The 20,270-nt window shown below is 41.3% G+C and carries 22 protein-coding genes and 1 pseudogene; 13 read left to right on the forward strand and 10 right to left on the reverse strand.

All coding sequences use genetic code 11. The features are described from left to right. Nucleotides 1–162: 162 nt before the first annotated feature. Nucleotides 163–1,164, forward strand: coding sequence for an adenosine deaminase (gene add, locus RB151_RS11490; RefSeq protein WP_042843703.1), 1,002 nt, complete (start codon nucleotides 163–165; stop codon nucleotides 1,162–1,164). A gap of 205 nt (nucleotides 1,165–1,369) precedes the next feature. Here the strand turns inward: add and RB151_RS11495 are convergent, their stop codons facing one another. Together RB151_RS11495 and RB151_RS11500 are read right to left on the reverse strand one after the other, a co-directional pair. After that, nucleotides 1,370–2,347, reverse strand: coding sequence for a bile acid:sodium symporter family protein (locus RB151_RS11495; RefSeq protein ID WP_042843702.1), 978 nt, complete (start codon nucleotides 2,345–2,347; stop codon nucleotides 1,370–1,372). Between the two features lie 57 nt (nucleotides 2,348–2,404). After that, entirely contained in the window at nucleotides 2,405–3,448 is a 1,044-nt protein-coding gene (locus RB151_RS11500) for an oxidoreductase (protein ID WP_071548119.1), read from the reverse strand. Between the two features lie 139 nt (nucleotides 3,449–3,587). Here RB151_RS11500 and RB151_RS11505 point away from each other — a divergent pair, with 139 nt between their 5' ends. The 10 genes and pseudogenes from RB151_RS11505 (at nucleotide 3,588) to osmB (ending at nucleotide 13,372) form a co-directional block, all read left to right on the forward strand. After that, nucleotides 3,588–4,028: a DUF2569 domain-containing protein gene (locus RB151_RS11505; RefSeq protein ID WP_042843700.1), complete on the forward strand. Its 441-nt coding sequence runs from the start codon at nucleotides 3,588–3,590 to the stop codon at nucleotides 4,026–4,028. A gap of 84 nt (nucleotides 4,029–4,112) precedes the next feature. Further along, on the forward strand, nucleotides 4,113–4,694 hold the full coding sequence (gene rsxA, locus RB151_RS11510) for an electron transport complex subunit RsxA (protein WP_042843698.1): 582 nt from the start codon (nucleotides 4,113–4,115) through the stop codon (nucleotides 4,692–4,694). Beyond that, nucleotides 4,694–5,308: an electron transport complex subunit RsxB gene (gene rsxB / locus RB151_RS11515; RefSeq protein ID WP_071548120.1), complete on the forward strand. Its 615-nt coding sequence runs from the start codon at nucleotides 4,694–4,696 to the stop codon at nucleotides 5,306–5,308. Before rsxA ends, rsxB begins: the two co-directional genes overlap by 1 nt. Next, the gene (gene rsxC, locus RB151_RS11520; RefSeq protein WP_071548121.1) at nucleotides 5,301–7,760 is read left to right on the forward strand and encodes an electron transport complex subunit RsxC; all 2,460 of its coding nucleotides are present in this window, start codon (nucleotides 5,301–5,303) and stop codon (nucleotides 7,758–7,760) included. The genes rsxB and rsxC overlap by 8 nt, the downstream gene beginning before the upstream one ends. Before the next feature lie 11 nt (nucleotides 7,761–7,771). After that, nucleotides 7,772–8,856, forward strand: a pseudogene (rsxD, locus tag RB151_RS11525) (electron transport complex subunit RsxD). A gap of 9 nt (nucleotides 8,857–8,865) precedes the next feature. After that, nucleotides 8,866–9,495, forward strand: a complete 630-nt coding sequence (gene rsxG, locus RB151_RS11530) for an electron transport complex subunit RsxG (RefSeq protein WP_042843694.1) — start codon at nucleotides 8,866–8,868, stop codon at nucleotides 9,493–9,495. Beyond that, entirely contained in the window at nucleotides 9,495–10,208 is a 714-nt protein-coding gene (locus RB151_RS11535; RefSeq protein WP_071548122.1) for an electron transport complex subunit E, read from the forward strand. Before rsxG ends, RB151_RS11535 begins: the two co-directional genes overlap by 1 nt. 20 nt (nucleotides 10,209–10,228) lie before the next feature. Next, nucleotides 10,229–10,870 (forward strand): endonuclease III, encoded by a 642-nt coding sequence (gene nth, locus RB151_RS11540; RefSeq protein ID WP_042843692.1) that lies wholly within the window; start codon nucleotides 10,229–10,231, stop codon nucleotides 10,868–10,870. Between the two features lie 138 nt (nucleotides 10,871–11,008). Beyond that, a complete protein-coding gene (locus RB151_RS11545) occupies nucleotides 11,009–12,952 on the forward strand; it encodes an exoribonuclease II (RefSeq protein WP_071548123.1) in 1,944 nt (647 codons plus the stop codon). A gap of 201 nt (nucleotides 12,953–13,153) precedes the next feature. Then, a complete protein-coding gene (gene osmB, locus RB151_RS11550; RefSeq protein WP_042843689.1) occupies nucleotides 13,154–13,372 on the forward strand; it encodes an osmotically-inducible lipoprotein OsmB in 219 nt (72 codons plus the stop codon). 86 nt (nucleotides 13,373–13,458) lie between these two features. Here osmB and yciH read toward each other — a convergent pair whose 3' ends face one another. The 7 genes from yciH to RB151_RS23690 form a co-directional block, all read right to left on the reverse strand. Beyond that, the gene (gene yciH / locus RB151_RS11555; RefSeq protein ID WP_042843687.1) at nucleotides 13,459–13,785 is read right to left on the reverse strand and encodes a stress response translation initiation inhibitor YciH; all 327 of its coding nucleotides are present in this window, start codon (nucleotides 13,783–13,785) and stop codon (nucleotides 13,459–13,461) included. Then, nucleotides 13,782–14,507, reverse strand: coding sequence for an orotidine-5'-phosphate decarboxylase (gene pyrF, locus RB151_RS11560; protein WP_071548124.1), 726 nt, complete (start codon nucleotides 14,505–14,507; stop codon nucleotides 13,782–13,784). Before pyrF ends, yciH begins: the two co-directional genes overlap by 4 nt. Nucleotides 14,508–14,553: 46 nt before the next feature. Further along, entirely contained in the window at nucleotides 14,554–15,726 is a 1,173-nt protein-coding gene (gene lapB, locus RB151_RS11565) for a lipopolysaccharide assembly protein LapB (protein WP_042843685.1), read from the reverse strand. A 6-nt stretch (nucleotides 15,727–15,732) separates the two neighbouring features. Continuing rightward, the gene (locus tag RB151_RS11570; RefSeq protein ID WP_042843684.1) at nucleotides 15,733–16,050 is read right to left on the reverse strand and encodes a LapA family protein; all 318 of its coding nucleotides are present in this window, start codon (nucleotides 16,048–16,050) and stop codon (nucleotides 15,733–15,735) included. A gap of 145 nt (nucleotides 16,051–16,195) precedes the next feature. After that, nucleotides 16,196–16,315 carry a hypothetical protein gene (locus RB151_RS24615; RefSeq protein ID WP_423810729.1) on the reverse strand — a complete coding sequence of 40 codons (120 nt, stop codon included), beginning with the start codon at nucleotides 16,313–16,315 and terminating at the stop codon, nucleotides 16,196–16,198. A 44-nt stretch (nucleotides 16,316–16,359) separates the two neighbouring features. Next, nucleotides 16,360–16,599, reverse strand: a complete 240-nt coding sequence (locus RB151_RS23685; protein WP_237071440.1) for a phosphatase PAP2 family protein — start codon at nucleotides 16,597–16,599, stop codon at nucleotides 16,360–16,362. Nucleotides 16,600–16,628: 29 nt separating this feature from the next. Beyond that, the gene (locus RB151_RS23690; RefSeq protein ID WP_237071442.1) at nucleotides 16,629–16,916 is read right to left on the reverse strand and encodes a hypothetical protein; all 288 of its coding nucleotides are present in this window, start codon (nucleotides 16,914–16,916) and stop codon (nucleotides 16,629–16,631) included. Between the two features lie 216 nt (nucleotides 16,917–17,132). Between RB151_RS23690 and ribA the strand changes: the two genes are divergently transcribed. Both ribA and hemB read left to right on the forward strand, forming a co-directional pair. Continuing rightward, nucleotides 17,133–17,729 carry a GTP cyclohydrolase II gene (ribA, locus tag RB151_RS11580; RefSeq protein WP_042844326.1) on the forward strand — a complete coding sequence of 199 codons (597 nt, stop codon included), beginning with the start codon at nucleotides 17,133–17,135 and terminating at the stop codon, nucleotides 17,727–17,729. A gap of 223 nt (nucleotides 17,730–17,952) precedes the next feature. Further along, on the forward strand, nucleotides 17,953–18,903 hold the full coding sequence (gene hemB, locus RB151_RS11585) for a porphobilinogen synthase (protein WP_423810736.1): 951 nt from the start codon (nucleotides 17,953–17,955) through the stop codon (nucleotides 18,901–18,903). 118 nt (nucleotides 18,904–19,021) lie between these two features. On the opposite strand, the gene RB151_RS11590 is transcribed toward hemB, so the two are convergent. Beyond that, the gene (locus tag RB151_RS11590) at nucleotides 19,022–20,116 is read right to left on the reverse strand and encodes a hypothetical protein (RefSeq protein ID WP_048607249.1); all 1,095 of its coding nucleotides are present in this window, start codon (nucleotides 20,114–20,116) and stop codon (nucleotides 19,022–19,024) included. Nucleotides 20,117–20,270 lie beyond the last annotated feature (154 nt).

Genomic DNA, 20,270 nt, shown 5'->3' on the forward strand with positions numbered 1-20,270 from the left:
AGTCAATTATGACTGGCGTTTTTTTTATCACCAACATTTCGGTGACGTACATCACAAATTAAATGTAATTTTTTATCATGTTTCACATTTTACGTGATTTACAATTGCTTTTAGCTAAATAACGGCCAAAATAAGGAAAGAAAACAGATAAAGGATCATCCCGTGATAAATACCCGTCTCCCTTTAACCGACTTACACCGTCACCTTGATGGTAATATCCGACCGGAAACTATTCTTTCACTAGCTGAACAGCACCATATTCAATTACCCGCAACAGAACTTGAGGCATTACGCCCTCATGTACAAATTATAGGACAGGAAGCTGATTTAGTCGGTTTTTTGTCAAAATTAGATTGGGGGGTTTCAGTACTCGCTGATTTAGATGCCTGCCGCCGTGTTGCATTTGAAAATGTAGAAGATGCGTTTAATGCGGGGATTGATTATGCAGAGCTTCGTTTTTCACCTTACTACATGGCGATGAAGCACCACTTACCTGTCGAAGGTGTCGTGGAAGCGATTATTGATGGTGTACAAGCAGGTTGCAAACAATTTGAAATCAAAATTAATTTGATCGGAATTTTAAGTCGCACGTTTGGGCAGCATGCTTGCTCTACTGAATTACAAGGGCTTTTAGCTAATCGCCATCATTTGTGTGCTTTAGACCTCGCTGGAGATGAACTTGGTTTTCCAGGGGAATTATTTGAGTCTCACTTCATAAAAGCCAGAGATGCAGGTTTAAATATTACCGTTCATGCAGGTGAGGCTGCGGGAGCAGAGAGTATTTGGCATGCAATTAATGTATTAGGTGCGCAACGAATTGGCCATGGTGTAAAAGCAATTGAAGACCCCGCTCTAATTGATTATTTAGTGAAGCACCAAATCGGTATGGAAAGTTGCTTAACTTCCAATATCCAAACTAGCACTGTCTCATCATTAGCTAAACACCCGTTAAAGGCCTTTTTACAGCATGGGGTATTAGCATCAATAAATACTGATGACCCAGCAGTGCAAGGAATTGAGTTACGTTATGAATATGAAGTCGCAGCACCACAAGCAGGCTTGACCGCTGCTGAAATCGAGCAAGCTCAACGTAATGGCCTTGCTATCGCATTTTTATCCACAAATGAGAAAAATGCACTGTCAGAAAAAGCAGCTAAACGATAAAAACTAAAGGGCATCACACTGGGTGCCCTCATCCATTCCACTCACTGCATTTTGACCCGCCCTTTTTCCCTAGTAAGCCATTAATTAGCACAGAGTTAATGTATGTTCTTTATAAAAAAACACCCACAGTATGTTGTAACTAAAATAGAATAAAAGTAAACAGCATTGACTTGAGGTGGTGCCATATCCTCAAGTCAATAATATATTATTTAGTTAATAACCGTTTAGCGTAACGCTGAGCCAATACAGCACTAACCATCAGCTGAATTTGGTGGAAAATCATTAAAGGAAGTAAGATCACCCCTACCGTTGCCGCAGGAAACAATACATTAGCCATTGGAACCCCATTAGCTAAACTTTTTTTAGACCCACAAAATACAATAGTAATCTCATCTTCTTTACTAAAACCAAGCAAGCGTGCGGCTAATGTGTTAACCACTATGACAATAAATAAAATGACACAAGTGACAACCACTATCATCAGTAAAGAAAATGCGTCGATTTTCTGCCATATTCCCTCAACGACAGCTTCACTAAATGCAACATAAACAACTAATAGTATAGAGGAACGGTCAGTTATATTGACTAATTTACGGTGGCGATTAATCCAATTAACAATTAAAGGTCGCGCTAAGTGCCCTACTACAAATGGTAACATTAACTGTAATAATATTGAGCCAATTGCATTAAGCGTATCGACCGCCTGGCTACCATCTGCATCCATTAAAGCACCGACTAAAATAGGAGAAAGGAATACGCCAAGAATACTGGATGCTGAAGCGCTACAAATCGCCGCCGCTATATTACCACCTGCAACGGAAGTAAAGGCAATCGCGGACTGTACCGTCGCAGGTAATGCACAAAGGTACAAAAACCCCATATAGACAGTGGGTGACATCCATTCAGGAACGATGACAGCGAGCCCTAATCCTACAATAGGAAATAAAATAAACGTGCTCGCAAAAACTAACAGGTGCAGACGCCAATGGCCTATACCTGCCACTATTGATTCCCTTGATAACTTTGCACCATGCATAAAGAACAACAATGCGATTGCGGCAGTTGTTAGGTATTGAAAGCCCGTTTTTATTTCCCCTTCACAAGGAAAAAGGCTAGCAATAATTACAACGCCTATCATGATAAGTAAAAATGGGTCTATTCTTAGTTTAGCTAGCAGGTTCATTCTGTTTTCCATAATAAAAGCCAGTTACATAGACTGGCTTTATGATAGGTCGTGGACTCAAAAAATTGATTCAATAGTACGCTTTTCTGTTGCTGAACGTATTCCTGCTTCGATAAGCTTCATGATATCAATGGCTTCACTTGGTGTGACCGGATTGGGTTTATTATGGCGTATCGCATCATAAATAGCTTGGTAATACCCACCATAATTACCTTTTTCGTTAGGCCAAGGTTGTGTGATAAGCGCCTCACCTTGTGACAGGGTCACGATTCCAGTGTTGTCATCTACGCCCCACTTTTCACCTTCTGGTTTCATTCCATTTTTTAGACAATCTTCTTGCGGGTCTAAACCATACTTTACATAGCTACCATTCATACCATGAATAACATAAATTGGCATAGGTGCGGCTGCTAACGTGGTCGCGTGTAAAACCACCTTTTTAGTTGCATATTGTAATATGACATGAAAGTAGTCTACCGCTTTCGCATTCGGGCGGATCATAGCAAGATCAGCGGTGATCCCCATCGGCTTACCAAAATATTGCAGTACTTGGTCTAATAAGTGGGGTCCTAAATCATACCAAATACCTGAGCCCGGAATATTCTCTTCACGCCATCTTTGCCATACCATTGGCCGGTAGCGATCAAAGTGTGACTCATAATATTTAATATCACCAAGACAACCATCTTGAAGTATTTTTTTGACAGTTAGAAAGCCAGAGTCCCACCGACGATTATGATAGATAGAAAGCAATTTCCCTGACTGTTCTGCTTGTTGTTTAAGTTGTTCTGCTTGTGCAACGTCTAGAGTAAATGGTTTATCAACAACCACATGTTTGCCCGCGGATAATGCCGCTTTAGCTAAAGGAAAGTGAGTTTCATTTGGCGTTGGGATCACCACTAATTCAATGTCATTATCAGCAAAAATAGCTTCTGGAGATGCAACAACATTGACATTTGGCCAATCCGCCTTAACTTTATTAGGGTCACTCGTTGAAATTGCAGTTAAATCATACTCTTTTAGAAAACCTAAGAAAGGCGCATGAAAGGTTTTACTTGCATAGCCATAACCTATGACCCCTACTTTAATCGGTTTAGACATATTGACCTCATACAAAAACAAACTCAGAAAGATATAAAAAGTACCATCAGAATGAATTAAATGGCAAATATATCTATGATAGGATTATAAAATACCCTAGGATCTTCTACCGCTATTTTGCAAAAATGGATGTTTACTTATGTCTTCAGTTTATAATGCTAACCGTATCACTGGCTGGTTACTGCTGCCAGCTATGTATCTGTTGCTAACGTTTTTAGCCGTATGCAGTATGACAGTCATGTATTGCATTAAATTTTATGAAATTGTGAGCACAGTTGATAATTGGGCAAGCTATATTCCCTTGGCATGGTATCTATCATTTGCTATCGCAATTGCCATGACATTATTTAGTATTCATGTACTGCAACTGATGTTTGCTCATTCAAAACATTTTCCACGTCGTTTTATTATTTGGTTACTTATCTTATTGTTATTAGGTATAAAAACATTTGCATTTTCACCTATTGATGATAATACCGCCTTACAAGTGCTTGCCTGGCCATTACTTGGAGCCGGTTTCTTCGTCCCTTACTTAAAACGTTCACAGCGTGTAAAAATGACTTTCACACAAGATCGATAAGCGCCAGATAAATTGCTTGATATCATAATGATAGTTTAGCTGGCTTAGGTCAGTTTTTGTTCTTTTTTCATTTCAGGCAATAGCATGACTGATTATCTACTACTCTTTATTGGAACGGTGTTGGTTAACAACTTCGTCCTTGTAAAATTTCTTGGTTTATGCCCCTTTATGGGGGTGTCAACTAAACTTGAACCCGCTATAGGAATGGGGTTAGCAACAACCTTTGTTCTAACATTAGCTTCGATAAGCTCATGGTTGATTGACACCCTGATACTTGTTCCACTCGATCTTATCTATTTACGCACGCTAAGCTTTATTTTGGCGATAGCTGTAGTAGTTCAATTTACTGAAATGGTTGTCAGAAAAACTAGCCCTACGCTTTATCGCTTATTAGGTATTTTCTTACCACTAATTACGACTAACTGCGCGGTTCTTGGCGTTGCATTACTAAATATCAACATGTCCCATACTTTTATGCAATCTGCCGTCTACGGCTTTGGTGCAGCTGTTGGGTTCTCATTAGTAATGGTGTTATTTGCCGCAATCAGAGAGCGGCTAGCTGTTGCCAATGTCCCTGCCCCGTTTCGTGGCTCATCAATTGGCTTAATTACTGCCGGCTTGATGTCACTCGCATTTATGGGCTTTAGTGGTTTGGTGAAATTCTAATGATGTCAGTCTGGATTGCTATCGGCATATTAGCCGTTTTTGGTCTTATATTTGGCCTTATTTTGGGCTATGCCTCTTTGCGTTTTAAAGTTGAAGCCGACCCTATCGTTGAACAAGTCGAAGCGATTTTACCCCAAAGCCAGTGTGGTCAATGTAGCTACCCAGGTTGCCGCCCCTATGCAGAAGCTGTGGCTAACAATGGGGAAATGATCAACAAATGTGCACCTGGTGGTGAGCAAGTTATGTTAAAAATTGCTGAGCTACTAAATGTTGATCCACAACCTATTGATGGTGACGAAGCGGCGCAAAACCCTGTGCGTAAAGTGGCTATCATTGATGAACAAAACTGTATTGGTTGTACCAAGTGCATTCAAGCTTGCCCTGTTGATGCTATTGTTGGCGCGACCCGCGCTATGCACACTGTGATTGAAGATTTATGTACTGGCTGTGACCTGTGTGTTGCCCCGTGCCCTACTGATTGTATTGAACTTGTTCCTGTGAAAACGACTACCGCTAACTGGAAATGGGATTTAAACGCCATTCCCGTTAAAAATATTAATGTTGAACCCAATGAACAGCCATTAACGCAAGCGAGAGGTAATACTCATGCTTAAGCTGTTTAGTTGGTTAAAAAAAGAGAATATTTGGGATTTTAACGGCGGTATTCATCCGCCTGAAATGAAATTACAATCAAGTCAAACCCCCATGCGTATTGCTTCAGTGCCTAATGAGTTAATTATACCATTACAGCAGCATCTAGGCCCTGAAGGTGAATTAATTGTGCAAGTGGGTGAATATGTCCTAAAAGGCCAGCCCCTCACTAAAGGATTGGGTCGTACAGTACCTGTTCATGCCTCTACATCTGGCGTAATAACAGCCATTGAACCGATGGTAACAGCGCACCCATCAGGTTTGAAAGAGCTATGTGTTCGTATTCAATCGGATGGCAATGATACCTGGTGCACATTGAGTCCTGAAGCAGATTACACACAATTGTCTCAAGCTGAATTACTGCAAAAAATAGAGCAAGCGGGTATTGCGGGTCTTGGTGGTGCTGGCTTCCCTACTGCCTCAAAATTAGCAGGTGGAAAAGAAGCTATTAAAACCTTAATTATTAATGCTGCCGAGTGTGAACCGTATATCACTGCAGATGATAGGTTAATGCAAGAACATGCTCAGGAAGTTATCGAAGGTTGCCGAGTATTACAGCACTTATTAAACCCAGACCAAGTCTTAATTGGGATTGAAGATAATAAACCAGAAGCGATCCGCGCTTTAAAACACGCGCTGAGCAAACAAGATCAACAGATATTCATACGGGTTATACCAACCAAATACCCATCAGGTGGTGCTAAGCAGCTCACAAAAATATTAACCGGTAAGGAAGTCCCTTCTGGTGCCCGTTCATCACAAATTGGCGTATTAATGCAAAATGTAGGCACCGTAGTGGCGATAAAACGCGCGGTTATTGATGGGCAACCATTGATTGAACGTGTAGTGACCGTTACTGGTGATGCTATTAGCAAACCGGGGAATTTTTGGACTCGTTTAGGCACTCCTGTTAAACACCTATTACAACAAGCAGGTTTTAATCCAGAGCCGGAACAAATGGTAATCATGGGCGGGCCATTAATGGGCTTTACCCTACCGGACCTAAATGTACCTGTTGTTAAAATTTGTAATTGCCTGTTGGTTCCAACATCTGAAGAAATGGGGGCTGAATCTCCCGAAGAAGCTTGTATCCGCTGTGGGCTGTGTGTAGAAGCATGCCCAGCTGCTTTGTTACCCCAACAGCTTTATTGGTTTAGCAAAGGCGAAGAACATGAAAAAGCACAAAAGCACAATCTGTTCGACTGTATTGAGTGTGGAGCATGCGCCTATGTTTGTCCTAGTAATATTCCGCTAGTTCAATATTACCGCCAAGAAAAAGCAGAAATTCGTGAAATTGCCCAAGAGGAACGCCGAGCCGCAGAAGCAAAACTTCGTTTTGAAGCTAAGCAATTACGGATGGAACGAGATAAGAAAGCACGTGAAGAGCGGCATAAGAAAGCCGCCGTACAAGTTGATAGCGCAGGTAAAGACACTGTTAATGCGGCTTTAGCTCGGGTCAAAGCAAAACAAAGTACCGCCTCTGATCCGGTTAAAATCATTTCAGGCGAATTACCAGATAATAGTGCTGTCATTGCAGCCCGTGAAGCACGTAAAGCACAAGCTCGAGCTAAACAAGCTGAGAAATTAGCAGCGGCTCAAGTTGAGCAGAACAATCCAGACACTCACGATGACCCACGCAAAGCAGCGGTAGCCGCTGCCATTGCCCGTGCTAAGGCGAAGAAAGCGGCTCAGCAACCTACTGCGGCTGAACCGGTGGCAGAAACAACTCCCGATACAGATGTCGACCCGCGCAAAGCAGCGGTAGCGGCTGCCATTGCCCGCGCTAAGGCCAAGAAAGCGGCTCAGCAACCTACTGCGGCTGAACCGGTGGCAGAAACAACTCCCGATACAGATGTCGACCCACGCAAAGCGGCGGTAGCGGCTGCTATTGCCCGTGCTAAGGCGAAAAAAGCGGCTCAGCAACCTACTGCGGCTGAACCGGTGGCAGAAACAACTCCCGATACAGATGTCGACCCACGCAAAGCGGCGGTAGCGGCTGCTATTGCCCGTGCTAAGGCGAAAAAAGCGGCTCAGCAACCTACTGCGGCTGAACCGGTGGCAGAAACAACTCCCGATACAGATGTCGACCCACGCAAAGCAGCGGTAGCGGCTGCCATTGCCCGTGCTAAGGCGAAGAAAGCGGCTCAGCAACCTACTGCGGCTGAACCGGTGGCAGAAACAACTCCCGATACAGATGTCGACCCACGCAAAGCAGCGGTAGCCGCTGCTATTGCGCGTGTTAAGGCCAAAAAAGCGGCTCAAGCAGAGCAAGTTGCCCAAGAAGAGTTAACTCCAGCCGCAAAACAACCTATTGAAGAAGAAACTGACCCGCGGAAAATTGCGGTTGCTGCTGCTATAGCTCGAGTAAAAGCGAAGCAGGCTCAAAAACAAAATGAACAAATGACGACAGAGTAAGTGATAACCAGATGAAATTTAGGCCTATTGACGCAAAAAATCGCCGTTTAAAAATTGCGAGTGCACCATTTACTCATAACAAACAAAGCACGAGTTTAGTCATGCTTTGGGTACTTTTAGCTGCAATACCCGGTATCGCAGTTCAAATTTATTTTTTTGGGGTTGGTACTCTGTTCCAAATATTGTTAGCCATGTTAACAGCCGTATTAACGGAAGCTGTTTCTATTAGGCTACGTGAAAAGCCCATTGTTCCTGTATTGAAAGATAATTCAGCGATTGTCACTGCCTTATTATTAGGGGTTAGTCTTCCCCCTTAGCCCCTTGGTGGCTTATCGTCTTAGGGACTTTCTTTGCGATTACTATTGCTAAACAATGTTACGGTGGTTTAGGTCAGAACCCTTTTAACCCAGCGATGGTGGGTTATGTGGTGTTATTAATCTCTTTCCCTGTCCACATGACAAATTGGCTTCCACCACATGAGTTACAGAACCTTTCTATCTCACCCTTAGATAGTTTGTCCGTCATTTTTAATGGTCATACCTTAACGGGTATCTCTCTTGAACAGCTTCGAACAGGAGTTGACGGAATGAGTCAAGCAACCCCTCTGGACAGTTTTAAAACCGGTTTGCTGACCCATTCAGTCACCGAAGTACTACAGCAACCTATTTTACAAGGGTCACTAGCAGGGATTGGTTGGCAATGGGTCAACGTTGCTTACCTGATTGGTGGTTTAATTATGATCAACCGCCGGATAATTAGCTGGCACATACCGCTTTCGTTCTTAGGGACATTGGCAATTTTATCCGTAGTTAGCTATTTAATTGATGACAGCCGCTTTGCACCACCACTGGTTCAATTACTTTCAGGTGCCACGATGTTAGGCGCATTTTTCATTGCGACAGACCCAGTGACTGCCTCAACAACCCCTAAAGGTCGAATTATTTTTGGTGTAATAATTGGTTTCTTGGTTTGGGTGATCCGTGTATTTGGCGGCTATCCAGATGCTGTCGCATTTGCAGTGTTATTGGCGAATATAACCGTACCGTTAATTGATTACTATACGCAGCCACGTGCGTACGGTCATGGACATAAATAAGGGCCACCGATGTTAAATACAATGCGACGCCATGGTGTCATCTTAGCTATCTTTGCAGCAGGAACTACCGCTCTGAGTGCAGTTGTCTATACGTTAACTAAAGATACCATTGCTAAACAAGCTGCTATTATGCAGAAAAAGTTACTCGACCAAGTTATACCTAGCAATTTATATGATAATGATTTAACCAAAGAATGTTATTTAGTCAAAAATGAAGCCATACTGGGCAATACGCAACCAAGGCACCTCTATATTGCCCGTAAAAATGGTGAACCTGTTGCTGCTGCTTTAGAAACAACGGCTTTAGATGGTTATTCAGGTGCAATTCATCTATTAGTAGGTACCGATTTCAACGGGACAGTCCTTGGTGTTCGAGTCACTGAACACCATGAAACGCCTGGTCTAGGTGATAAAATTGAGACACGCATTTCAGATTGGATCACCTATTTTAGTGGTAAAAAGATTAATTCAGATAATGACCCCAAATGGGCAGTTAAAAAAGACGGCGGCGAGTTTGACCAATTTACAGGGGCAACCATAACCCCTCGTGCGGTGGTCAACGCCACTAAACGCACCGCCGTTTTTATGCAACATGTTCCGCAACAACTGTCGAATTATCCGAGCTGTGGAGAAGAATAATGAGTGAAACTAAAGACCTGTTACTGCAAGGGTTATGGAAAAATAACTCAGCTTTGGTCCAATTATTAGGGCTTTGCCCTCTCCTTGCTGTTTCATCAACAGCAACAAATGCCCTAGGCCTCGGTTTAGCGACTACATTAGTTTTAGTTTGCACTAATATTGCGGTGTCTGCGCTGCGACGTTGGGTACCATCAGAGATCCGTATTCCAATCTATGTCATGATTATTGCTTCGGTGGTGAGTGCAGTACAAATGTTAATTAATGCGTATGCATTTGGGCTATATGAGTCTCTTGGTATTTTTATCCCGCTGATCGTCACTAACTGTATTGTCATTGGCCGTGCAGAGGCATATGCATCGCGTAACCCTGTTCCATTATCAGCGTTAGATGGGTTCGCCATGGGGTTAGGAGCAACAGCGACCTTATTTGTGCTTGGCTCTATTCGTGAAGTTTTAGGCAATGGAACTTTATTTGATGGCGCTGACCTTTTATTAGGTTCTTGGGCAACATCTCTTCGTATTGAGGTATTACACCTTGATTCTCCTTTTTTACTCGCTATGCTACCTCCGGGCGCCTTTATTGGCCTAGCCTTGCTATTAGCGGCAAAATACCTAATTGATGAAAAAATGAAGAAAAGAGCTGCTTTACAATTGGGCCAACAACCCACTCGTGAGTATGAAAAACAACAAGGTTGTGGCAGCCATATTTCTTAATAATGATATTATTGTGAGCAATGAATAAATCAAAACGTATTGAAATACTAACTCGTCTACGCGATAACAACCCACATCCTACGACAGAGTTACAATTTAACTCCCCGTTTGAGTTACTGATAGCTGTTTTGCTTTCCGCTCAAGCGACTGATGTGAGCGTCAATAAAGCAACGGCAAAACTATACCCCGTCGCAAATACCCCCGAAGCCATAATGGCTCTCGGCGTCGATGGTATTAAAGAATATATTAAAACTATCGGGTTATTTAATACCAAAGCAGAAAGCGTATATAAAACCTGTAAGATTTTAGTCGAAAAGCACCACAGCCAAGTACCCGAAGATAGAGATGCACTCGAAGCCTTGCCCGGCGTAGGCCGTAAAACAGCAAATGTTGTGCTTAACACCGCGTTCGGTTGGCCAACTATTGCGGTTGATACTCATATTTTTCGGGTATGTAATCGCACTAATTTTGCACCGGGGAAAAATGTCGTTGAAGTCGAAGAGAAACTACTCAAGGTTGTTCCTGCAGAGTTTAAAGTCGATTGCCATCATTGGTTTATTTTACATGGCCGTTATACCTGTATTGCACGCAAACCTCGTTGCGGCTCCTGTATTATTGAAGATTTATGTGAATTTAAAGAAAAAATATACCCTGAAGATTAACTTAGTTATGGCTCTATTTGGTTATAGGAAAAACAGTCTGTTAGCGACTAATCTTGTTTGTAACGCATTTTTTCCTTGCTCTAAGACTTTGTCTTACGTAACAATAGAGCCAAACTCAACCTCAATTAAACGGTAAGTATGTTTCAAAACAACCCACTGCTCGCGCAACTTAAACAGACGTTACATGCCCAGACCCCACGCGTTGAAGGGCTGGTAAAAAGCACAGAAAAAGGTTTTGGCTTTCTCGAAGTTGATGGCCAAAAAAGTTACTTTATTCCACCTCCACAAATGAAAAAAGTAATGCACGGTGACCGTGTAATTGCCAGTGTTCATACAGATAAAGACCGTGAATTTGCTGAACCGGAAGAGCTTGTTGAGCCTTTTTTAGATAGGTTTGTTGGGAAAATTCAGAAAAAAGAAAATGATAATCGCTTATTTGTCATTCCCGACCATCCTTCACTCAAAGATATGATTTCCTGCCGTCCCATTAACGGCCTTACCCACGAATTTAAGCAAGATGATTGGGTTGTTGCCCACATGCGCCGTCACCCTTTAAAAGGTGATAAAGGCTTTTATGCAGAAATTACCGAATACATTACTGAGGGTGATGACCATTTTGCACCTTGGTGGGTAACGTTACGGCGTCACCAATTAGACCGTGACGAACCGCAAATGGTTGATAGCGAACGTGACGATCAAGGCATTGAACGGACTGACTTAACCCATTTGCATTTCGTTACTATTGATAGCGCAAGCACTGAGGATATGGATGACGCCCTGTATGTTGAAAAAACAGCAGATGGCGATTTAAAACTTTTCATCGCCATTGCCGACCCTACAAGCTATATCCACGAAGGGAGTGAACTTGATAAACTGGCATTAGCGCGCTCTTATACCAACTATTTGCCCGGTTTCAATATCCCGATGCTGCCGCGTAAATTATCTGATGACCTGTGCTCCTTACGCCCAAATTTACGTCGCCCCGCTTTAGTTTGTACAACGTTAATTAAATCAGATGGTAGTATCGATAATAATATTGAGTTTTTCAGTGCTTGGGTTGAATCAAAAACAAAACTGGTTTATGAGGAAGTCTCTGATTGGCTTGAAAATGTAGGTACTTGGCAACCAGCAAATGATACAGATAAACAGCAAATCGAACTACTCAAAGAAATGGCTGATAAACGGTTACAATGGCGTGAAAATAATGCTTTAGTCTTTAAAGACCGCCCAGATTATCGTTTCGTGCTAGATGATAAAGGAAATGTAGTAGATATCGTTTCTGAACGTCGTCGCAGCTCAAATCGTATTGTTGAAGAAGCAATGATCACCGCTAACCTCTGCGCAGCTGCTGTATTAAAAGAAAAATTAGGTTTTGGCGTATTCAACGTGCATATGGGGTTTGAACCTCTGCAAATTGAACAGGTTGTCCAAACACTCAAAGACCATGGTATTGAAACAACTGCTGAGTCTTTGCTATCCCTAGAAGGTTTCCGCCAACTACGTCGTCAGTTAGATGCACAACCAACCCAATTCCTTGATAGCCGCATCCGTCGTTACCAAACCTTTGCAGAGGTTAAAGCGGACCCCGGTCCACACTTTGGTTTAGGTTTTGATGCATATGCCACATGGACTTCCCCAATCCGGAAATATACCGATATTGTTAACCATCGGCTATTAAAGTCCATCATTGCAGGCAAACCTTCACCTGATAAACCCTCAGAGGAACTATCAATAAAACTAGCCGAACGCCGTCGTGCCAACCGCATGGCGGAACGTGATGTTGGGGACTGGTTATATTCTCGATACTTAAAACCATTTGCAGGGACTGACACAAAGTTCCCAGCAGAAATCATTGATATCACCCGTGGCGGTATACGAGTTCGGTTAGTGGATAATGGCGCAGTCGCATTTGTTCCTGCACCGTTTATTCATAGTGTACGTGATGAAATCCAATGTAGCCAAGAAACCGGGGCTGTACTCATTAAAGGTGAACAAGCCTATCAATTGAACGATATTATTAACGTTACTATCGCAGAAGTTCGTATGGAAACACGTAATATTGTTGCACGCCCAGCAGAATAACTATTCTTGTGCTAATATTTAAAGACCATAAGTTAATGCTTATGGTCTTTTCTTTGTCTAACAATCCGTCATTTGGTTAAAGTTCGCATTAAACGTTAAATTTCGCTGTCCTTGCAAAACATTTTCCTGATTATTCTTATTCGTAATTGTACGTGTCATGGTATTTTATGATTTGTCTAATACGCACTAAGGGTTATAAAAATGAAAATAGTCAGCAAACGTATTTTATCATTCATGGTGATCGCCACTGTCGCTATTAGTGTCAGTGCGTGTTCCAACATGTCTAAGCGTGATAAAAACACAGCAATTGGTGCAGGTGTAGGTGCTGTTGGTGGTGCTGTCCTAACGGGAGGAAGTTCATTAGGTACCGTAGGTGGTGCTGCTATTGGTGGGATTATCGGTCATCAGGTTGGCAAATAAGGCACTACTGACTACACTTTGCCCGCACTTTCATTCACGCTCCTTAGTTTTTAAATAGCGCTCTTTACGAGCGCTATTTTATGGCTTTAGCCACCCGCTAATTTAACTTGAAAACCTTTGGCTTCGAGGTGTTGTTTTATCACATCGCGCTTATCACCTTGAATTTCGATATTACCCTCTTTTACTGCACCACCACAGCCGCATTTTTTTTTAAGTTCTGCAGCCAGTTTATTTAGTTCAGTATCGTCAAGATCAGTTCCAGTGATCACACAAACCCCTTTCCCTTTACGTCCAGAAGTCTCACGGCGTATCCTTACCACTCCATCACCTTTGGGCCTTTCGATTTGTGGTTTTTCTTCTGCTATACGCCCTACATCTGTACTGTAGACCAATCGGCTGTTGTGTTCACTCATACTAAACCTTTAATAGATTGATTGATTTGCTGTAAGGTCAATGCGGGGTTTTCACTACGCGTTATAGGCCGGCCAATAACCATATAATCTACCCCTGCTTTTATTGCATCTTGCGGCGTCATAATACGACGCTGATCACCAACCTCACTCCCAGCAGGACGGATACCTGGGGTGACTAATTTAAAGTCAGAGCCGCATAATGTTTTCAGTCGTTGTGCTTCATGGGCGGAACAAACCACACCATCAAGACCACATTCTTTAGTGAGCAAAGCCAATCGTTCTGCATGTATAGCAGGAGATACGTTAATACCCACACCCACTAAGTCAGACTCATCCATACTGGTTAACACGGTCACAGCCGTCAACAACGGTGCCTCTTTCCCATAGAGCTCAAGTGCTTGGCGGGCAGCTTCCATCATTCGAGCACCGCCACCAGCATGAACATTTACCATCCATACCCCCATTTCTGCAGCAGCAGCTACAGCACGAGCAACGGTATTCGGAATATCATGGAATTTTAAATCTAAAAAAACATCAAAACCACGCTCATGGAGCGATTTAACAAATTGAGGACCATTAAAAGTGAACATTTCTTTGCCTACTTTTAAGCGGCAATCACGAGGATCTAAGCGCTCAACAAACGCCAAAGCTGCGTTAGCATCTTCATAATCAAGTGCCACAATGATTGGCGAATATGTCTGGTTCTCAGTTGACGAAATCATTTCTTAGCCTTTAAAAAGTCATATTTATTTGAAAAAAGTGACGCTGTCACTGCCCATCTAACCCGCGAATTGGTTTTATTGTGTCCCAAGAGCGACAAGACGGGCAATGCCAATATAATGAGTGCGAAGTGAAACCGCATTTATGGCAGCGATAATCCGGTTTTGTGCGAATTTGTTCCCCGACCATTTTACGTAATAAGATCAAGCTTTCTTTTGCTCGACCTTCTTCAGCTTCTTGTAAATGGTAGTCCATTAAGCGATAGAATAAGCGCATGGTTGGGTGACGTTGAATTTGGTCATTAATGTAACTCGCCGCAGCTTCATGATTTTGTTGTTCAACGATAATATCTGCAAGATAGAGTTCGGCAATTGCACCTGAATTACCCGCAACACATTGACGAAGGTAATTCTCCCATTCATTAGATTGCCCTGTATGTTGATAACAGTCATAAAGTAAAGGAAGAGTATCTGCAACAAGTTCTCTATCTTGTTCATAGACCTGTTTTAGCACATTAATTGCTTTATCATAATTACCTTGCTCAATAAATAACCGCCCTTTCATTATTGAGACACGAGCACAGTTTTTATCCGCTTGTTCTGCTTTATTTAATAATGTAAGGGCATCGTCAAGGTCATCACTGGCTAATTGTTGAGTCGCTAACTCACAGTAAAAATGTGCAATCTGTTCACGTAATTCATTATGACCTAACTTTACCAATTTACCGGCGGCCTCAATGGCATTTGTCCAATCACTCGTTAATTGATAAATATTTAAAAGCGATTGTAATGCACTGAGTTTGAAATCCACCTCATCAGTGAGTTGTTGGAACATGCTTTCAGCACGGTCATAAACCCCCGCCGCCATATAATCACGACCAAGTTGCTGAGTTGCCAAAAGACGCTGTTCAAAAGATAACGCCGCACTTTCCACCAGCGATTGGTGAATACGAATGGCGCGTTCAACTTCCCCGCGTGAACGAAATAAATTACCGAGAGTAAGGTGGGCTTCAAAAGCGGAGCTATCTTCATTTTTTAGCATATCGAGGAATAAATCGACAGCTTTATCTTGTTGATTAGATAATAGAAAGTTCACGCCTGTCACATAATCACGTGACAAGCGATTCGCATGTTGTTGCTTATCTTGTTGAGCACTTCTGCGCCCCATGTACCAACCATAAGCAGCAGCGACTGGTAGCAGCAGAAACAGCAACTCGAACATACAGGATTATTCCTTGTTCTGAGCCGTCACTAATGAGGTTGAGTCAGAAATATTACTTTCTCCAGCACCTAATTGTGATTCTAAACGTCTAATTTTACGACGTGCATTTTTTAGACTAACCACCATGCGCAGATAGAATACCGCACACACCAACCAGCCTAGCACAAAACCGACACCAAAAAGTGATGCAAGCAGGGTCGATAATGAGAAATCCCCTTTTGCAATCAGGTAGTTAAATGTAATAACCTGATCATTGCTTGAACCTAGCGTAATCGAAATAATAAAAAATGCGACAGCTAGTAATAAAATCAGAAAGTATTTCACATTTTTTCCCGTTATCAGTTCTTATTCATTCAATAATATCTACCTGATAAGGTAGCATTTCCAGCGCATTCAGACAAAGTAATTTATTTTATACAACGCTTAATTCAACCTAAAAATACCCTATCTATCACTGCTTGCTGAAAGATTAGTCTGCTTTGCTTCTAAACCAACGAAATTGCAATACCCCGTACCCTAATATTGCAAAGCTAGCGCTGATGACTACTGAAGCAATAATGTCAATTGGCCAGTGCATTCCTAATAGCATACGACTAAATGCGATACCTTCCGCCCAAACAGCGAGGCCTATCGCTAATATATACAGACGTTGCTGCCAAAAAGAGCAATCAGCAATAAAGCCCAACCAGCAGCAAATAACATGTGCCCTGATGGAAATGAATACCCTGTTTCAGCTTGCCAATGCTTACGTTGCCATTTAGCAACAGTGTTATCCTGCTTAACGGTATTTTTAACTAATGCTGCCCGCTCAGACCTTTTTAAATCATAAAATTCGGTTGTTGGAATATGATGTTCAGTTGCTAACCAGGCCACATAAGGCCGTGGCTCTTTAAACGAATTTTTTAGCAGGGTTTTACCCCTTGTTGAAGTAAGATCACACTAATAACAACCAGTAAAACTTTTAGCAGATGCGTTTTCTCTGTACGAAACGCGAAAATGACAGCCCCGATAAATAATAAAGAAGTCAAAATGCTGTATGGAGCGCCAGCAGAATTAGTTAACCATAGTAACCATTTACCGACGCCTGATTGGTTTTCTGGTGACCAATGCCAGCCCGCCATAATCATTAACATGGGTGGAATAATCAACAACAGCGCAAAAGCACAAACGACCAAAATAGTTTTTCTCATTTAATGCATTCCATAAATATAAATCTAACTAAATCAATAAATATTACATTCACCCATTATTAACTCTGTTATAGTAATACACCATTGGTAGTGTGCAAAGAAAACCAACCTCTATATGCTAAACGTCATATATCGTCGATACATTATACTCACTGTACTTTATATCGATAAACGTTATTAATTAAGCAAGAGTTACTTTAACTAATGAATGAAAATATGCAGCTAAAACGTGTTGCCGAGGCAAAGCTACCCACACCTTTCGGTGAATTCTTAATGGTAGGTTTTGAAGAAATAGCAACTGGTCGTGATCATGTAGCGTTAATTTTTGGCGATATCTCTGGAAATGAGCCGGTACTTAGCCGGATCCATTCCGAATGTTTAACAGGAGATGCGCTATTTAGTCTACGCTGCGATTGTGGTTTTCAATTAGAAGCCGCGCTTTCTCAGATTAGTAAAGAAGGCCGAGGGGTATTACTTTACCATCGTCAAGAAGGACGAAATATTGGCTTACTAAATAAAATCCGTGCTTATGCTTTACAAGATCAAGGTCTTGATACCGTTGAGGCAAATATCAAATTAGGCTTTAAAGCTGACGAACGTGATTTTACCTTATGTTCTGATATGTATAAATTACTCGGTATTAACGAAGTCCGTTTATTGACCAACAACCCACAAAAAATCGAAAAGATGCGTGACGCGGGTATTAACGTTATTGAACGTGTACCACTTATTGTTGGGCGCAACCCTAGTAATGAGCATTACTTGGATGTAAAAGCACAAAAAATGGGTCATATGTTGTTTAAGCACCAATAGCCCCCCTCACAGGAAGAGCGTCACGCTCTTCCTTATACCTTTTTAAATTTTCACCGAATATAACAACCCTGATGGTTGCATTTATTAACTGCTATATTCACTTTCTTTCTATAAGGTTTATACTGTTAGCAATATTATTACCTTGATAAATACGCTTAATCATTTAAGTTTGTTTTTCAAACAACAAGGAGATATTGTGAACAACCTGCCAACCATTCAACGCATGAGAAGACTGCGTAAAACAGAAAAGCTCCGCACTTTATTCCAAGAAACTCAGTTAACTATTAATGACTTATGTCTACCTATTTTCGTTGAAGAAGAACTTGATGATTATATGCCGATTGCCAGTATGCCCGGCGTGATGCGTATTCCTGAAAAACGTCTTGCTTATGAAATTGAGCGGATTGCCAATGCAGGTATTAAATCTGTGATGACTTTTGGTGTTTCTCATCACCTTGATGATAATGGTAGCGATGCATGGCAAGAAAATGGCCTTGTTGCGCGAATGTCCCGAATTTGTAAAGAAACGGTACCTGAGATGATTGTTATGTCAGACACCTGTTTCTGTGAATATACCTCACATGGTCACTGTGGTGTGATGCATGGCCATATTGTTGATAATGATGCAACTATCCATAACTTAGGGTTACAAGCTGTTGCAGCTGCACGGGCTGGTGCTGATTTTATAGCTCCATCCGCAGCAATGGATGGTCAGGTAGCTGCTATTCGTCAAGCTCTTGATGCCGCCGGCTTTACGGATACAGCAATTATGTCTTACTCAACAAAGTTTGCTTCCGCATTATATGGCCCTTTTCGTGACGCCGCGGGTTCTTGCTTAAAAGGTGATAGAAAAACCTACCAAATGAACCCAATGAATCGCCGTGAAGCGTTACATGAGTCATTAATTGATGAGCGTGAAGGTGCTGATGCATTAATGATTAAGCCTGCAGGAGCGTATTTAGATATCATCCGTGACTTGCGTGAACATACCCAATTACCGATTGGGGCTTACCAAGTGAGTGGGGAATACGCTCAAATTAAATTTGCAGCTCAAGCAGGAGCAATTGATGAAACTCGCGTGGCACTCGAAACGTTAGGTTCTATTAAACGTGCAGGAGCTGACTTAATTTTTAGTTACTTCGCCCTGCAATTAGCCGAAGACAAGGCGTTATAATTTTCATCAGTCTATAGATGGCAACAAGGTTATTTGTTGCCATCTATACCCTATTTATATTTAGGTCCTACCCAATTAATGACTAACGAGAATACTGTTGTAGTCCCTTTTGTTGCTCTTAATTACTTGTAATGCTTGTTCCTAATCCAGCAAGCTGATTTTGATACATATCTTTTGTTTTATTCTGCTTATCTAACTCAGTTTGCAATTTATTTAAGCTAGTTGTACATGAATTCATTTTTTCCTGTACGTAATTTTGCACTGAAACATTCAATTCTTTACTATAATTCTGAATTTTATTTTCATGTTCTGTACTGAGTTCATTCTTTTTGTTTTGTAATTCTTGGATTTTATCTAATGCTACAAAATATTGTTGTACGTTTTCCATAAAATTGCGACCCTCGAGATTTGGAACCTTGGTTTTTCCTGAAAACTCTTTGTGTCCGTCCTTTAACTCGAAACCAAATTTTTTCATCGCAAAGGAATCACTGGTTAGATAGCTTTTCCATGTAGTCTTTATCTCCCCGACAAAACGACTATTCTCTACCTTAAACATTTCTCCCTTTATCGCCTTATCTAATGAATCTCCTATATCAGGAATTTTTTTAACCAGCTCGTTTCTTTTAGTTAGTGATTTATTTTTGTTATTTTCAATACCCGTATCAAGTTGCTTAATGCCTTTATTATAGTTTTCAATTGCCGCTGCTATTTTTTCAGTAACTAGCCCTTGATGATCCTCAGCCAGTAAAGAAACAGCATCAGGCGTTTTGAGAAATTTAATTTCTAATTTCTTCTTATTTATTTTTTCTTCAGTCTTGATAATGTCATTTTTAAGTCCGTTAAGTTCATTCTTTGTATTATTATATTTTTCTATCAAATTCGATTTTTTTGTTTCTAATGTGCATTTCTCTTTTGCACCTATTGATGCTAAAAGCGTTGTTTTGACAAAATTTAATTTTGTACTCTTCTCTTGAAGCATGCCTGAGTTTTGTGAATTAAGTTTCGTGATAAGTTTATCTATGCGGGATTCAAACACCTCCGTCCCGCCACTCATCAGTCTATTAAATTCGGAGCTATCAGTACTATTAGTGATCTTTGCAATATTACCGACTAACTTATTCAGTTCATTGAGCGGTTTTTTTGATACCTTACTTGACACCTCTAATTTATTGAGTGCGTTAATAAAACGCTGGGGTTGGCTTATCGTTGCCATAATATTATGTTCCTTTATTAAGTAAATGATATTTTTACAGATGCATTGCACCCTCAAGAATATTTACCTAACAAACATGAGACAATTCACTTATTTTGAAAAATTATTATTTCTTCGGAATATATCAGAATGACAATATGGAAGCCTCTTATAA

This window comes from Providencia rettgeri, from assembly GCF_001874625.1.
Lineage (GTDB): Bacteria > Pseudomonadota > Gammaproteobacteria > Enterobacterales > Enterobacteriaceae > Providencia > Providencia huashanensis.